Origin of the sequence: Paenibacillus rhizosphaerae (assembly GCF_014192015.1) — a bacterium.
Lineage (GTDB): Bacteria > Bacillota > Bacilli > Paenibacillales > Paenibacillaceae > Paenibacillus_AQ > Paenibacillus_AQ rhizosphaerae.
This window is the reverse complement of the sequence record NZ_JACHXJ010000002.1, coordinates 1,079,287-1,093,339: the sequence shown is the minus strand read 5'-3', so window position 1 is coordinate 1,093,339 and position 14,053 is coordinate 1,079,287. Positions and strand designations below refer to the sequence as shown.

Sequence of the window (14,053 nt, the reverse complement as noted above, 5' to 3'; positions counted from 1 at the left end):
TAGATATTGGTAAATGAGTTCCGCGCTCGGATGGTGATCTCCCTTAATATTCCCCTTTTTCCATCCAATAAACCGTGAAGTAAACATGAACTTCGGGTTAGCGGTTTTTACTTTGGCTTAACCTAACCTAGGAGATTTTCGCGACCATGGGTCCGGAAAATCATTTATAATGAAAAGACCTAAAAAGAGAAGCCTCATATGAAGGGAGTTATGATATGAAACATTTGGCTGTGTATTGCGGATCAAGTTACGGTGCGTCGCCGGCGTATCGGGAAGCGGCAGTCGAGCTGGGAAAAGAAATGGTTCGCCGCGGGTTAACCCTGGTTTATGGGGGATCCAGCGTAGGGCTCATGGGTGTACTGGCCGATACGGTGATCGCCGAAGGCGGGCAGACTATCGGCGTCATCCCACAAGTGCTGGTTGACCGGGAAATTTCTCATCAAGGGTTGACCGAGCTTCACGTGGTTGGCTCGATGCATGACCGGAAGTTTAAAATGGCGGAGCTCGCCGACGCTTTTCTCGCGCTTCCGGGCGGACCGGGCACGATGGAGGAGTTTTTCGAGGCGTTCACGTGGGCGCAGATCGGCATTCACCGCAAGCCCATTGGCATGCTGAATGTGAATCGTTATTACGATCCGATGATCTCCCTGTTTGAGCATATGGTACGGGAACAGTTCATGCAGCCGCAGTACCAATCCATGGCCATCATTGAGCCAAATGTGTCTGTATTGCTGGACATGATGAGTAAATATGAAGCTCCTGCCGTCAAAAGTTACGGCAAATAAGCCTTAACATACAGACAGCCGCAGTCGGGAGACTGCGGCTGCTGTTCAAGCGGCTGCCCGGGTAATGGCCAACCCTGGGCACCGTCACGTACAATGACTGGTTATCTTTGGTTAAGCGGGGTATCCACTTTACCTTGAAGATGTGCCAAGCGGACCATAATGGTCGCCGCTTCAGCCTTAGTGACCGGCTTCGCCGGGTCGAATTTGCCCCCTGCAGCGTCCATCAGACCGAGCTTCAGCACGAGCGCAACGGCGCCTTTGTCCTGGATGGCATTCGCGTCGGAGAGGGCCAATGCCTGTGCATCCTGCTGAAAGAATTTGGACAGACGGTTGTAATGCAAAGCTGTGGTCAGGCTGGTAGCCACCGCTTCACGGGTCAGCTTCTGCTCCGGATGCAGCTCCGGGGATTTCACGTCTCTCAGCCAGCCTTTATCCGAGAACAGCTGTACCGCTTGTGCGATTGGACTGTCTGCCGGAACGTCGGTAAAGATCGGTTGATACTGGCCTCCATAATAGCCTTGATCCGGATAAACCCCTTTCGCCATCATTTGGATCCAGTCCCCCAAAGTCAACTCCGCGTCGGGATGAAGCAAGCCGTCCTCACCAGGCGACAGCACACGGTATTCGAGCAGCGTCGCCAGATCTTTGCTTGCCGCGTGGTTTGCCGCATCGCTCGGAAGCGCAGCGCCCTTGTCCTTGTTCGAAACGGGCAGCAGATTAGAAGCCTCGGTTTTGCCTGTAACCCCATCGATATACCCTACGTTCCGGTCTCCATTCAACGTAGGAACATACGCCAATCGAACGGTCGGTTCCACGTATGTGTTATCCACTGGGTAGCCGCCGCTGCTGATGTACCGCAGCTCCACGCTGAGATCGTCCAGAAGGCGCTGCTGTGCGTCTTTCGCATCAACTTTTGCTGTCAGGGTATCCAAAGCTTTAATATCTTTATCCGACAGGTAGGTGTCCGCATTGTAGCTCAGCAGCTTGCCGCTGCCGTCGATGGAGACGTTCACAGTCATTCCGTTAACAGGCAAGTCCTTGTAGAAACGCTGGAACACGAATTGATATACCGTCTTCGATGCCGTATTCAACGTTTTGGCGTCTGACAGTTTCAGAGCTTCGGCGGCATTCGGATAATGGGCAAGAACCAGCTCAATGGCTTTCGCTTGTGCCTGGACTTCCGTTACGGACGGAGCGGCGGTTTTGGCCGGTTCGGCATTCAGATACTGGAATTCATGGTAGCTCAGCAGCTGCCCTGTGTCCGCGTCAACGGATGCATTCTTGCTGTCATCGCCGAATATCCCGGCAGTTCTTTTGTTCCAGTTCAGGCTCCAAACTTGCTTACCGCTGGGGCCCCAATAATCGCTTAGATTTGATTGGAATTGGTAATCCGAACCCGGGGCAATACCTTGAAGCCGCTGCAGCGCTTCGTCCGCAGTCAGCTGCCCGCCTTTGTTCGGGGAGAATACTTTACCGGAAGCCTTTAAAGCGGTATAGCTGACTGCTTGGCTTGCGCCTTCCAGATCCTTTCCAAAAATGGTGTCGATCCGCTTCCCGGAATTGGCATCGACCGGCTCCAAAGTCCGGTCAGGAACATAACCGAGCTTCCATTCCCGGTTGGCTGACGTATCGTACAGCGAGGTGGAGGGTATGTACGCTAGCGTTACGGACAAGCCCTGCTCAAGTCTCTTCTCCGCATCTTCCTTGCTGATGGTGGCTTTGGCCGCTGGATAATCCCCCTGGTAAGTATTGCGGTTAAAGCGGACGATATTTCCGTTGCCATCCACGTCCAGACTCACAGACTCGTTGTCGGTAGGAATCCCATTGACGTCAACCGTGTAAGAAAATGAATACTGAACCGGTCCGAACAAAGCCTTGCTGGACGAATAGAGATACTGGTTTGACGGTTTCATCGTGCCTGCTTTAATGGAAGGAGCCGCTTTGGGTATAAACGCCTCGGCGATTTTCTGAGCCTCCTGCTCGGAAACCGCCGGCGGGTAATAGGCTGTGTTGGAATCGTCTAACGGGTACATGTATGGATAACTATAACTAAGGATATCTCCAGTAATCGCATCCACTTCGGTACTGAAGCCCATCGAGCTGTTTCCCTTCTGTATCGTCCAATTCAGCACCCAAACCTTCTTCGTATTGGTCGGGTACACATTCTGTTCACCATAGGTCACGCCACCCAGCTTTGCATCCTTGAGCACCGGGAACAAATCCCTTACCCGCGATTCCGCTTGGGCTTTCGTAATTTTGGCATCGGCCGGATTAAGTCCCTTGGAGGCTGCGGAGCCGCTGTCCTGGGACGCTGAAACAACGGATTCCTTCACGACGGTAGTCCCGCTGACCGTATCCGCAGACACCAGTAAGGGCACCTGCAGCAGGCTGAGTCCAAGCGTGCCTGCAAGCACTTTCTTCGCCACGGATGCGTTCCTTAAGCTCCTCTCCTTTGCCTGTTTTTTTGGCATGCCCGCGGCATGTTGTTGTTCGTCCATCCTTCTTCCTCCCTATTATTCCAATATAAACCATTTCGATTATAACATGGGACGTTAGCGAATTGGCCTTCAATTTGGATTTTATAGGAAAAAATTCGTTTTGCTGCATCTTGTGCAAAGCTGAAAGACCGTTTATGCTATAATCAGTTGAACGCCGGAAGCTTTGATTTGCCATGAAGTCAGACACCGGTTTCCGGGCGAACATCATGACAATGGAGGAATGGACAGATGAAAAGAATGAAGACGATCGATGCCGGAAAACCGCAAAAGGTTTCCAGCGATCCGGTACTCGGGGGGCGTAAATCCTGGAGCCGCAAACCAATGACACAGGTAATCAGCAATAAGAAAGCAGAACAGCGCCGATCGTGGTGCCGAAAAGGCACGGACGACGGCGCTTTTTTAATGAGAAGTCAGAAAGTATGCGTCTAGCGGATGGAACAAGCCATCCGGGACAAAACGGTATTAATACGCCGTCCAGCCGGCATCCGCTGTAATGACCGTACCGTTCACAAAGCTGGAATCGTCCGAGGCGAGGAACAAAGCGACCTTCGCGATTTCATCCGGCTTGCCGGTTCTTGGATTCACGCCCATACCGGCCATCGCTTGCTGCACGCCAAGCGAATTCATGTCCATATTAGGCGTGTCGGACATAATGTTGGTTTCCACACCGCCCGGGGCGATCGCGTTGCAGCGAATGCCGAGCTTCGCATACTGGTAGCCAACATTCTTGGTTAAACCAATCACGGCATGCTTAGACGCCGTATAAGCTGCCCCTGCCCGGGACCCAAACAATCCCCCGACGGATGCTGTATTGACGATGACGCCTTTTCCCTGCTTGACCATAATCGGAAGCGCTTTGCGGATCGCCCGCATCGGGCCTGTCGCATTTACGGCGAAGACACGCTCCCACAGTTCGTCGGTCACTTCGGCTGCCGCAACCATTTTATCCATAATTCCCGCATTGTTGACCAGAACGTCCAGTGATCCGAACTGGTTCACTGCGGTATCGATCATGTTCTGCACGTCTTCTTCCTTGGCAACATTCGCGATGACCCCCACCGCGGTACCGCCTTGCTGCTGAATTTCCGCAACGACTTGGTCAAGAGAGGCCTGGGAGATATCAGCGAGAACCAGTTTGGCGCCTTCCTTGGCGAATAAAAGAGCCATTTCCTTTCCCATTCCTGATCCGGCACCTGTAATAACCGTTACTTTGTCTTGTAGCTTCATGACCAACCTACCTCCAACCTTTAAATTAGACAACACATTGTCTATAATCATTATAGCGCCCGTCCGATTTGGCAATCAAACGTCAATCTGGCCGAAAATGTCTATTTTACAGCGTTTTCAATATCATCTGGAGGATATTAGACATATGAACAAACGAGTCACCTACACCCAACACTATCTGTCCGAGGCTTTAATTAGCCTTATGGCGGAAAAGGACTACGCTTCGATCACCATTCGCAACATTGTGGAAAAAGCGGGCGTGAACCGTTCGACCTTCTATCTTCATTATTACGACAAGGATGACCTGCTGAACCAAACCGCATCCGGCATTCTTACGGCGCTTCGCAGCGCGATGCGTAATCCTTCCTATTCCCATGAGTCGGCCAGAAAGGATTATGAAGAATCCGGGAAACCGATATCTTCAGCCGTGACCTTGTTTGAACATATCCGTCAGCATGCTGCATTTTACACCATCATGATGAATGTCAAGGATTTCCCTGTCCAGCTGGACCAGGTGATTAAGAGCGAACTGCTCGCTTTCACCACGGACGCACTCCAGGCTTCCTTCTCCTCCGGGGGGATGATGGGGCTCATCTACTATTGGCTGAACCATCAAATGCAAGAGACGGCCGAGGAGATGGCCCTATGGCTTACGCGCGCCGCGCTGTATCCGCTGAATCGGCCGGAGGTGTAGTCGCCGCAGCGACTATTTTCCCCTTCTGCACCCTTCTCGATGAATGCTTGCCAAGCATGATCACAAACCTATGAATCCAGTTTCTATATTTCATTTGCAGGGCAGCCGTGACTCTCAGACGTCTAATGAATATGATATCACCGGTCAACGGCAGTCAAGTGGATTGTGAGCAGCGTCCCCGACTTAAGTCCAGCTTGAGACTGGTCCACGGGCCGTTTTGTTTGAACACATGAAAGCATACACTGTTACTATAGCAGGTTCATTACATAAGCTTACCCACTTATAACATAAAGCAAACTTATTATAGAAACGGGAGACCGCTCTCTCGCGGAGCCCGAAATTAATCTAGGTAGAAGGTGAACAATCGTGCAAAAGAAGCGTGTACTCATATTATCCGAGGGATTCGGCAGCGGTCATACCCAAGCGGGTTATGCGCTGGCTGCCGGCATGAAGGAAATTCAACCCAATGTGCATACCAAAGTCATCGAGCTTGGCTCTTTTCTGAATCCGACCGTAGCTCCATGGATCTTGTCGGCCTACCGTCTCACGGTAAGCACCAATCCGGCCCTTGTCGGCATGCTCTATCGAAAACAGCATGACAAACCGTTAAAGCGTCTGACCGCTTTGGCGCTCCATAAATTGTTCTACAATCATACAGCAGATGTGATTCGTCAGCTGAGACCCGACCTTATCGTCTGCACCCATCCGATCCCCAGCGCGATCATCGGCCGGCTGAAGGCATCCGGACTGGACGTTCCGCTCTGCACGGTCATTACCGATTACGATGCTCACGGCTCCTGGATGAATCGCCAGGTGGATCAGTTCCTCGTATCGACGGAATCCGTCCGCCGGATTTTATTGAAACGCGGGGTTCATCCAAACAGCGTGAACGTGACCGGTATCCCGGTCCATCCAACGTTTTGGACGAAGGAAGATAAAGCGGCGGTAAGGCGGAAGCTGAAGCTGAAAAACATGCCTACGGTCTTCATCATGGGCGGCGGCTGGGGGTTAGTTGCCAACAAAGAGCTGTTCTACCAGCTCGCCCAGTGGAAGGACCGCGTGCAGCTCGTGTTCTGTGTCGGGAACAACCAGAAGCTGTTATCCAAATTAAAGAGCTCGCCTGCATTCTCGCATCCGAATATCGTTGTGATCGGTCAGACGAAGGAAGTCAGCAAATGGATGGATGCCTCCGACCTGCTCATCACCAAGCCGGGCGGGATGACCTGCACCGAAGCGATGGCAAAAGGGCTGCCCATGCTGTTCTGTGAGTCCATTCCGGGCCAAGAGGAGAAAAACTGTGAATATTTTGTCAGCGGCGGCTATGGGGAAGTCCTGAGCCCGCTTGTTCTGAACCGGTGGCTGCATGCCATCAGCACCGGCGGTGCGGCTGCCGCACCGCATGGCTTCCGGATGAGCCCGTACCCTTCCGCTTCACGCGAGGTTTACCGTCCGGAACGGTGCGCGGAGGAGCTCGTAGAACTGCTGAACGCACGCACGGCGGGCGCAAGACCGGCGGAGCTGCGGCGCAGTCTCTGGGCCAGCATGTAACGCTGATCCGTGGTTATGAACATAAGAAAAACGTCTATCGACGTACCTTCAAAGAAGACAGACCGCGTTTAGCTGAAGTTTTTCTTGCGAGATCAGGAAGCAGAAGCTCCGAAACTTATACTTTCTGATCTCTTATACAAAGAAGGAATGCGCTCTGAGCGCATTCCTTCTTTTTGCATCATGAGGGTGAACCAATTCCCTGGCCCTTCCCATTCCTAAATTTTATACGGACTGATGCTTTTTCTCGCGTACATTTTCCGCCGATGCCTGGACTTGCGCCTGGTCTCTCTGTATCCGTTCTTCGACCAGCTGTACCGCTTGCTCAACTGACCCGATGGCAAGTGCCGGTTCCTGATTGAAAGCTTCGCCGTAAGCCTCGGTGGTATGCGCATATCTCGGATCGTAATAGTATTCCAGCAGCAATCTCACGGCTGCCCCGTAGTTTCCCTGCTGCATGCTGAATTCGATTTCCTGGGCGATCGGCGTATGAATCCGCGACTTGATCTTCGAAAAAGCAAGCAGACTTTCCGCAGGATACTCCTCAGGGCAGTAATCATCCAAAATGTGCTTCACCCGCAGCTCAACCGGAGCCTCGAGCACGATATGCCGCCCCTGCTCTTTCTTCTGGACCAGAAATTCAGGCAGGACCACCTTTCCGATCCGCTTGCTCTCCGCTTCAAGCAGAATGTACGGAGAGTCCTGATATCGGATCAGGGATTCCACCAGCAGGGCATCGAAGGTCTTTTGGTTGCTGCTCTTCAGGCCAATTTCGCCAAATATGGAACCGCGGTGCCCGGCCATCCCTTCAAGATCAACGACCGGGTAGCCCTTCTCCTGCAGTTCCCGGAGAATCAAGGTTTTGCCCGTACCCGTGTTGCCATGGATCACGTATACGTCCGGAGCAAAGTCCATGCTCTGAAGCGTGTCGACCACCCATTTCCGGTAAGTCCGGTAGCCGCCCTCAAGCCGGTACACATGAATGCCCATCAGGGACAGCACCGTTGCCGTCGTTCGGCTCCGCATGCCGCCGCGCCAGCAGAATACCGCCTTATTCCCTTGAATGTCAGCAAATTGCTTTACGAAGGAAGGCAGCTTCGCGGACACAATCTCGAGGCCCCGCTCCTTCGCAGCCTGGGTGCTGACCTGTTTATACAGCGTGCCGATCTCCGCCCGCTCCTCATCGTTGAAGAAAGGAATGTTAATGCTTCCCGGTATCGTTGATTCCGCATACTCGGACGGGGACCTGACATCGATGACGGTGATTTCATTTTTTGCTCTCAGTTCATTAAGCTTCTCGATCTGTATATCCTGAAACATGATACAGCTCCTTACTCAATCACAATTTGCCCGCTATGATTCGCGGTAACTTCACCTATAAGTTTCGCTTCCACTCCGGCATCCACCAGCTCTTGAAGCAGACGCTCCGCTTCATCCGGCCCTACAGATATGAGCAAGCCGCCGGAGGTGACCGCATCGCACAAAATGTACCGGTCCGTCTCGTCCATCGCTTCCGGGAAAATCACATGGTCCTGCACATGCGCATAGTTGTTCTTAGATCCGCCTGGAATCAGTCCCTGCTCCGCAAGCTCACGAACCCGCGGCAGGACAGGTACATCCTGTTTGCGGATTCGGATTTCCACCCCGCTGCCTTTGGCCATCTCCAGCGAGTGGCCCATTAAGCCAAACCCTGTCACATCGGTGCAGGCATGGACATCATAAGCTTCCATGATTTCTGCCGCTTTTTTGTTCAGCGTTGACATCACTTCCGTCACCCGCCGGATTTCTTCCGGAGTGAGCTGATCTTTCTTGATCGAAGTGGTCATAATGCCCACGCCGATCGGCTTGGTCAGGATGAGCTTGTCTCCGGGCTGCGCTCCCGCGTTGCTTCTTACTTTATCAGGATGCACCAGTCCAGTGACCGATAAACCGAATTTCGGCTCTTTGTCGTCGATTGAATGTCCCCCAACGAGCGTTGCGCCCGCTTCCTTGACTTTGTCCCCCGCTCCGCGAAGGATTTCGGTCAGCACGCGTTTATCCAGCGTGGATATCGGAAAGGCGACGATATTGAGCACCGTCAGCGGTTTTCCGCCCATTGCATAAATATCGCTTAACGCATTCGCCGCGGCAATTTGACCAAAAGAATAAGGATCGTCCACGATCGGCGTGAAGAAATCAAGCGTCTGTACAAGCGCCAAATCGTCGTTCAGCTTGTAGACGCCGGCGTCATCGCTCGTATCGAGCCCGACCAGCAGATTCGGATCATGCGCTGCGGGCGGCAGGCCGCGCAGCACCTGACTCAGATCGGCAGGGCCGATTTTGCAGCCGCATCCGCCCTTGCTGGAATAAGACGTTAATTTAATATTCAAATCGGAATCCATAATCATGACACAACCCTTCTATAGTAATCATTGGCATCCGCCTGATATTGTGTAAACCCGCAAATTCAATCGTACACACCGCTGAAAAAAAACGCAAATGAGCCTTGCCATGGTGCCGATACAGTCTCAATTTGAGAAAACCCAACAAAGAACAGCAGAATGTCATGATCCGAAGCTTACAATGTGCTTCCTTCATAACTTTCTGCTGTTTATTGCAGCCTGTCTTATTTGGATACCGGAACCGCGCTTCCAAAATACTGCTCAAGCGTGATATCCTTCTTCGTCACGTCTTCGGCAATGTCTCTGCCGACGTAGCGGATATGCCACGGCTCGTATTTGTAGCCGGTAATCGATTCTTTTCCTTCCGGATAACGGATAATAAAGCCATATTCGTAAGCATGGTCAGCCAGCCAATTCGCTTCCTTCGTGCCTGCAAAGCAGCTCTCCGCGGCGCATTTGCCGTCGGTTCCCGACACGTCGATGCTCAGACCGGTTTGATGCTCACTGTGGCCCGGTCGCGCGCTGTAGGTATCTGCCGCTTTGACGCCGTCCCGATCCACATAGTTGTTATACAAAGTCGTCTGGCGGGATTCGGAGCGGTAGCCCGATACACCGGCCAAGTAAACGCCGTCCTGCTTGGCCGCGTCAAACAGCTCTTTCAGAGCGTCTGCGGCCACTTTACGCATTTTGCGCTTATCTATTTTTTCTGAAAACGTGAAAGCTACATCCGGATAGACGAGATCCGGCGGAACGTAACCTTCCGGCAAACGATACGTTTTATTGACGAGTACCGTATCGCTCGTCGGATTGGATACGACATGCTCAACGTCGTACGTATTGACAAATTCACTGTTGTCCGATGTTCCGCCAGCTGATTCGCCCGATCCATTCCCTGAATCCTGGCCTGAATCGTCCCCGGTCGCAGCGGAATCCTTACCATCATCCGCTTGTCCGGCATCCTGACCGGTTGTGCCACCTCCGGCGCCTTCCGAGACATCATTGCCGTCACCGATTGTGCCTTCCGTATCCGATGTGCTGCCGTTATCCGTTGTCGTATCTCCGTCTCCGCTTGTGCCTTCCGGATCTACTGTGCTGCCGTTATCGCTTTGATCTCCGCCGCCCTGCTGGGCGAGCGCCGGAGGATTCTGTACGGTCGCCTCATCCTTTGCTGTTCCTCTGCTGTTCGCAAAATAGATCAGCGCGCCGCCGACAATGATGACTGCGACGATCAAAGTTGCCCATTTACGCATGCGTTCACCTCAAATAATACCGCGTGATTCAAGACCACGGCTTTCTATCAATCTATAAATCTATCATGCCCGGATCTATTATACGACATATTGGAGGAAGTTACGACAAAAAAAGCCCCGATCTTTTCGATCAGGACTCATCCATCGTTAAAACTATGTATGCTCCTTGGGGGACACGGCTTATTCAGAACCCTTCAGCCGTTTTTGCATAAAGACAAGCTCGTGGGCCAGCCGCTCAATCCGTTCCAACACGTTCGGATCCGTAATCTCTTTATACTCATTAAAATGATCATCATGGACATAGACATAGCCCGGTGCCACATAAGAACGGAAAAATCCAGCGATTGGCTTCAGCTGGTTCTCAATCACCAGATAATGCTGGTACGTCCCGCCTGTGGCGACGAATCCTACGACCTTTTGCTGCAGCGCCGTGACCGGAATCAGGTCGAACAAGTTTTTCAGCACGCCGGACATCGATGCCTGATAGATTGGCGTGCCAATCAAACAAAAATCGCTGGAAATGACGGCATCGATCACTTTTTTCGTGTCGCCTGTATATGCCGATGGATCGCGTCCGTCACAGAACTGCACGTCGTATTTTTTCATATCGAGCAGTTCCGTCTCTACATCGGGATACTGCTTCTTGACCTCTTCGAGCACCTTGTTCACCACAAGGGCTGTCTTGCTGCCTATGATCGCGCCAGATATTCCAACCAGCTTCATGATGTTAACTCCTTTTCAGTAATTTCCTTAATATTCGACTTCACCTTCATCCGTATTGACGAAAAAGAACGCGGTCATCGCTAGCCGCTCCATCATTTGCTGGCGCAGCATGTCATCCTCAATAACCTCTTCCATGGCCTGCTGCATGCAGCCGATCCAGGCTTCCGCGCGTTTTGGCGTGATGGCAAACGGAAGATGCCTTGCCCTCATGCGGGGATGGCCCATCTGCATCGTGTATAACTGCGGTCCTCCGAAATACTGGGTCAAAAACATTTCCTGCTTCTTCATGACAGGCAATATATTCTCCGGAAACAGCGGAGCAAGCAGCGGATGCTCCACCACTTTGGGGTAAAAGGCTTCCACAAGCGCCTTCATTGTGTCTGCGCCGCCCATTTGCTCATAAAAAGACGTCGGGTGAGCTTCCCGGTTGCCCTGATCCGCTTGTTGTCCGGGTTCCTGATTCATATTCGAGTTCAACGGGGAATTGAACCTCCCTTCACGGGTGTAAGCCCCTTAATTAGTAAACATAAACGTATACTAATTATTATAATTGAGCGTTCCCTTTGTCAATACTTGTTCCGTAAATATTCTTTACTTTGTATACATATATGTTGACTATATTACCCGTGTGAACTACAATTACTCTGATAATAGTACATACCTGTTCTGTAATGGGAAAACACGAAGGGAACAGACCGTAAAAGGTCACGAAATCGCCGGTTTTGTCCACAGAAGGTCTGTACTGCTGTTTTGGGCCATACTGTAATAGGGATAGAATGAACTATAAAGAAACGAAGTTTCATACACGAGTTCAATCTATATAGATAGAGAATGAAGGTGATCAACCATGACCAAAGACGACTTGGTCGCTGCTCTGACCCACTTGAAAGACAACGAGCATGAGCGCCCCCTTACTGAGCTTGGCTTGATCCGGGATATTACAATCAATAAGGATCATGCGGCTTTATCGGTGCTCCTGGACCCCGACATGTCTACAATCAAAGAGAGCATCGAGAAACAGATTGTCAGCGCCTTGAAGGGGATCGGCATCTCGGACGTGCATATCCGGTTTAAAGCCATTTCAAATGAAGAAAAAAATGATATTATAGCAATTAAGCTGAATAAATCGGTACGTCGTGCACCAACGCTGATGAACTCCCCTCTCGTCGCCGCCGATTCGGGCGTGACGTTCATCGCGATCGCCAGCGGCAAAGGCGGGGTCGGCAAATCCACGGTGACCGTCAACCTGGCTACGGCACTGGCCAAGCAGGGTAAACGCGTAGGGATCATCGATGCGGATGTCTATGGTTACAGTATTCCGGAAATGATGGGAATTCATGATCTTCCGAAGAAGCATAATAACCGAATCGTACCGGTGGAACGGCACGGAATCAAGGTTATTTCGACCGGATTTTTCGTACAAGGCAACAAGCCCGTCGTCTGGCGGGGACCGATGCTGGGCAAGATGCTCAGCACGTTCCTCAATGAAGTGGAATGGGGTCCGCTCGATTTCATCGTGCTGGACCTTCCGCCGGGTACAGGTGACATTGCCCTGGATGTTCACAATAAAATTCCGCAGTGCTCGGAAATTTTGGTGACCACGCCCCACCCTACTGCCAATCATGTTGCTGCGAGGGCTGGTGAAATGGCGGTTCAGACCAACCATCCGATCCTCGGAGTCATCGAGAACATGTCTTACTTTACCGACCCCTCCGGTCAGCGGCATGATCTGTTCGGCACAGGCGGCGGAGCCGCTCTCGCGGAGCAGCTCAACACCAAACTGCTGGCCGAGATCCCGCTTTCTGCGCCCGGCCAGTCGGCGGACCCGGAGAAGTCCCCGGCCGTATTTGGAGATGACAGCGAGCAATGGCGTATTTTTATGAGTTTGGCTCAGAGAATTATTAACCATGATATTTAATTAATTTGAAAGGGTGAAACAAATGTCTTATGTAATTACTTCGGCCTGCATAGACGAAAAAGCGGCCGATTGTGTGGATGTATGTCCTGTCGATTGTATCGAGGAAGGTCCGGATCAATATTTTATTGACTCGGATATTTGCATCGAATGCGGTGCTTGCGAAGTTGCCTGCCCGGTAGGTGCGGTATATTATGATACTGATCTTCCGGAAGAAGAAAAACATATGATTCAAAAAGCGGAAAACTTCTACAAATCCAAATAATTGACGATTTGCGATTGGTTCAGCCTGTTGATTTCCAAATCGACAGGCTGTTTATACTTTGAAATCATTTTTTAAATGAACGTATGGCCCGGATCAGTGAATAGGCGGTGTTAACATGAATCAACAGCTGGATATTTCAACCAGGGACAAAATACTGCAAATGCTGAAAACCAAAGGCGAACTCAGTGCAAAGGAAATTACGGAGTTTATTGGGATCACCAGCATGGCGGTCAGACGCCATATCAACACGCTCGAAAAAGAAGGCTTGATCGAATCGAAAACGATTCGGCAGCCGATGGGAAGGCCTTCGGCGATCTATCGTCTGACAGAGCAGGCTGAAGACTTTTTTCCCAACAAGTATCATTCGCTTACGCTGGATCTTCTCGGGGAACTCGAGCAGGATTCGGGGACGGAAATGGTGAACCACCTGTTTGACCTCCGGGGCGAATCGCTGCTGAAAAACCATTCCGGTAAAATGGAAGGCAAGAACTTTGCCGAAAAAGTCGAGCAGCTGGCCGAAATTCAAAACGATAACGGCTATATGGTCGAGCTTCAAAAAAACAATGAAGATGAGTATACCTTATTCGAGCATAATTGTCCGATATCGCAAATTGCGAAAAAATACAATCATGCGTGTGCCTGCGAGCTGAAGCTGTTCGAATCGCTGCTCGGGGCCGAGGTATCCCGCGACGAGTGTCTCGCCATGGGCGACCGAAAATGTGTCTATAAGATCCGCAAAGCCCACCGATGATCCGCAAGGTCTACCACAA

At 51.5% G+C, this 14,053-nt stretch carries 14 protein-coding genes; 7 read left to right on the top strand and 7 right to left on the bottom strand.

The window, feature by feature from the left end; genetic code table 11:
* Positions 1-215: 215 nt before the first annotated feature.
* Entirely contained in the window at positions 216-785 is a 570-nt protein-coding gene (locus tag FHS19_RS13590) for an LOG family protein (RefSeq protein ID WP_183582318.1), read from the top strand.
* Positions 786-886: 101 nt separating this feature from the next.
* Here the strand turns inward: FHS19_RS13590 and FHS19_RS13585 are convergent, their stop codons facing one another.
* Complete coding sequence (locus FHS19_RS13585; RefSeq protein WP_183582317.1) at positions 887-3,283, bottom strand: YcdB/YcdC domain-containing protein; 2,397 nt, start codon at positions 3,281-3,283, stop codon at positions 887-889.
* A gap of 228 nt (positions 3,284-3,511) precedes the next feature.
* Between FHS19_RS13585 and FHS19_RS13580 the strand changes: the two genes are divergently transcribed.
* On the top strand, positions 3,512-3,712 hold the full coding sequence (locus FHS19_RS13580; RefSeq protein ID WP_183582316.1) for a hypothetical protein: 201 nt from the start codon (positions 3,512-3,514) through the stop codon (positions 3,710-3,712).
* Positions 3,713-3,745: 33 nt separating this feature from the next.
* On the opposite strand, the gene FHS19_RS13575 is transcribed toward FHS19_RS13580, so the two are convergent.
* Complete coding sequence (locus tag FHS19_RS13575) at positions 3,746-4,510, bottom strand: SDR family oxidoreductase (RefSeq protein ID WP_183582315.1); 765 nt, start codon at positions 4,508-4,510, stop codon at positions 3,746-3,748.
* Between the two features lie 145 nt (positions 4,511-4,655).
* Here FHS19_RS13575 and FHS19_RS13570 point away from each other — a divergent pair, with 145 nt between their 5' ends.
* Entirely contained in the window at positions 4,656-5,204 is a 549-nt protein-coding gene (locus FHS19_RS13570; RefSeq protein WP_183582314.1) for a TetR/AcrR family transcriptional regulator, read from the top strand.
* A gap of 366 nt (positions 5,205-5,570) precedes the next feature.
* Positions 5,571-6,752: an MGDG synthase family glycosyltransferase gene (locus FHS19_RS13565; RefSeq protein ID WP_183582313.1), complete on the top strand. Its 1,182-nt coding sequence runs from the start codon at positions 5,571-5,573 to the stop codon at positions 6,750-6,752.
* Positions 6,753-6,974: 222 nt separating this feature from the next.
* Here the strand turns inward: FHS19_RS13565 and mnmH are convergent, their stop codons facing one another.
* The 5 genes from mnmH to FHS19_RS13540 form a co-directional block, all read right to left on the bottom strand.
* The gene (gene mnmH, locus FHS19_RS13560; RefSeq protein WP_183582312.1) at positions 6,975-8,069 is read right to left on the bottom strand and encodes a tRNA 2-selenouridine(34) synthase MnmH; all 1,095 of its coding nucleotides are present in this window, start codon (positions 8,067-8,069) and stop codon (positions 6,975-6,977) included.
* 11 nt (positions 8,070-8,080) lie between these two features.
* Positions 8,081-9,130, bottom strand: coding sequence for a selenide, water dikinase SelD (selD, locus tag FHS19_RS13555; RefSeq protein ID WP_376771902.1), 1,050 nt, complete (start codon positions 9,128-9,130; stop codon positions 8,081-8,083).
* Positions 9,131-9,354: 224 nt separating this feature from the next.
* Positions 9,355-10,380, bottom strand: coding sequence for a M15 family metallopeptidase (locus tag FHS19_RS13550; protein WP_183582310.1), 1,026 nt, complete (start codon positions 10,378-10,380; stop codon positions 9,355-9,357).
* 180 nt (positions 10,381-10,560) lie between these two features.
* Positions 10,561-11,103, bottom strand: coding sequence for an NADPH-dependent FMN reductase (locus FHS19_RS13545; protein ID WP_183582309.1), 543 nt, complete (start codon positions 11,101-11,103; stop codon positions 10,561-10,563).
* Positions 11,104-11,130: 27 nt separating this feature from the next.
* Entirely contained in the window at positions 11,131-11,496 is a 366-nt protein-coding gene (locus tag FHS19_RS13540; protein ID WP_376771901.1) for a globin domain-containing protein, read from the bottom strand.
* Positions 11,497-11,950: 454 nt separating this feature from the next.
* On the opposite strand from FHS19_RS13540, the gene FHS19_RS13535 reads away from it, so the two are divergent.
* The 3 genes from FHS19_RS13535 to FHS19_RS13525 all read left to right on the top strand — a co-directional run bounded on the left by FHS19_RS13535 (position 11,951) and on the right by FHS19_RS13525 (position 14,034).
* Positions 11,951-13,021, top strand: a complete 1,071-nt coding sequence (locus FHS19_RS13535) for an Mrp/NBP35 family ATP-binding protein (RefSeq protein WP_183582308.1) — start codon at positions 11,951-11,953, stop codon at positions 13,019-13,021.
* 22 nt (positions 13,022-13,043) lie between these two features.
* Positions 13,044-13,283: a ferredoxin family protein gene (locus FHS19_RS13530; RefSeq protein WP_076171713.1), complete on the top strand. Its 240-nt coding sequence runs from the start codon at positions 13,044-13,046 to the stop codon at positions 13,281-13,283.
* 115 nt (positions 13,284-13,398) lie between these two features.
* Positions 13,399-14,034: a helix-turn-helix transcriptional regulator gene (locus FHS19_RS13525; RefSeq protein WP_183582307.1), complete on the top strand. Its 636-nt coding sequence runs from the start codon at positions 13,399-13,401 to the stop codon at positions 14,032-14,034.
* The last annotated feature ends 19 nt before the right edge of the window (positions 14,035-14,053 follow it).

Coding starts and splice junctions, on each gene's coding strand:
- selD (WP_376771902.1), bottom strand. CDS start 9,130: ATGGATTCCGATTTGAATATTAAATTAACGTCTTATTCCAGCAAGGGC.
- mnmH (WP_183582312.1), bottom strand. CDS start 8,069: ATGTTTCAGGATATACAGATCGAGAAGCTTAATGAACTGAGAGCAAAA.
- FHS19_RS13575 (WP_183582315.1), bottom strand. CDS start 4,510: ATGAAGCTACAAGACAAAGTAACGGTTATTACAGGTGCCGGATCAGGA.
- FHS19_RS13540 (WP_376771901.1), bottom strand. CDS start 11,496: ATGGGCGGCGCAGACACAATGAAGGCGCTTGTGGAAGCCTTTTACCCC.
- FHS19_RS13585 (WP_183582317.1), bottom strand. CDS start 3,283: ATGGACGAACAACAACATGCCGCGGGCATGCCAAAAAAACAGGCAAAG.
- FHS19_RS13570 (WP_183582314.1), top strand. CDS start 4,656: ATGAACAAACGAGTCACCTACACCCAACACTATCTGTCCGAGGCTTTA.
- FHS19_RS13525 (WP_183582307.1), top strand. CDS start 13,399: ATGAATCAACAGCTGGATATTTCAACCAGGGACAAAATACTGCAAATG.
- FHS19_RS13530 (WP_076171713.1), top strand. CDS start 13,044: ATGTCTTATGTAATTACTTCGGCCTGCATAGACGAAAAAGCGGCCGAT.
- FHS19_RS13550 (WP_183582310.1), bottom strand. CDS start 10,380: ATGCGTAAATGGGCAACTTTGATCGTCGCAGTCATCATTGTCGGCGGC.
- FHS19_RS13545 (WP_183582309.1), bottom strand. CDS start 11,103: ATGAAGCTGGTTGGAATATCTGGCGCGATCATAGGCAGCAAGACAGCC.
- FHS19_RS13535 (WP_183582308.1), top strand. CDS start 11,951: ATGACCAAAGACGACTTGGTCGCTGCTCTGACCCACTTGAAAGACAAC.
- FHS19_RS13580 (WP_183582316.1), top strand. CDS start 3,512: ATGAAAAGAATGAAGACGATCGATGCCGGAAAACCGCAAAAGGTTTCC.
- FHS19_RS13590 (WP_183582318.1), top strand. CDS start 216: ATGAAACATTTGGCTGTGTATTGCGGATCAAGTTACGGTGCGTCGCCG.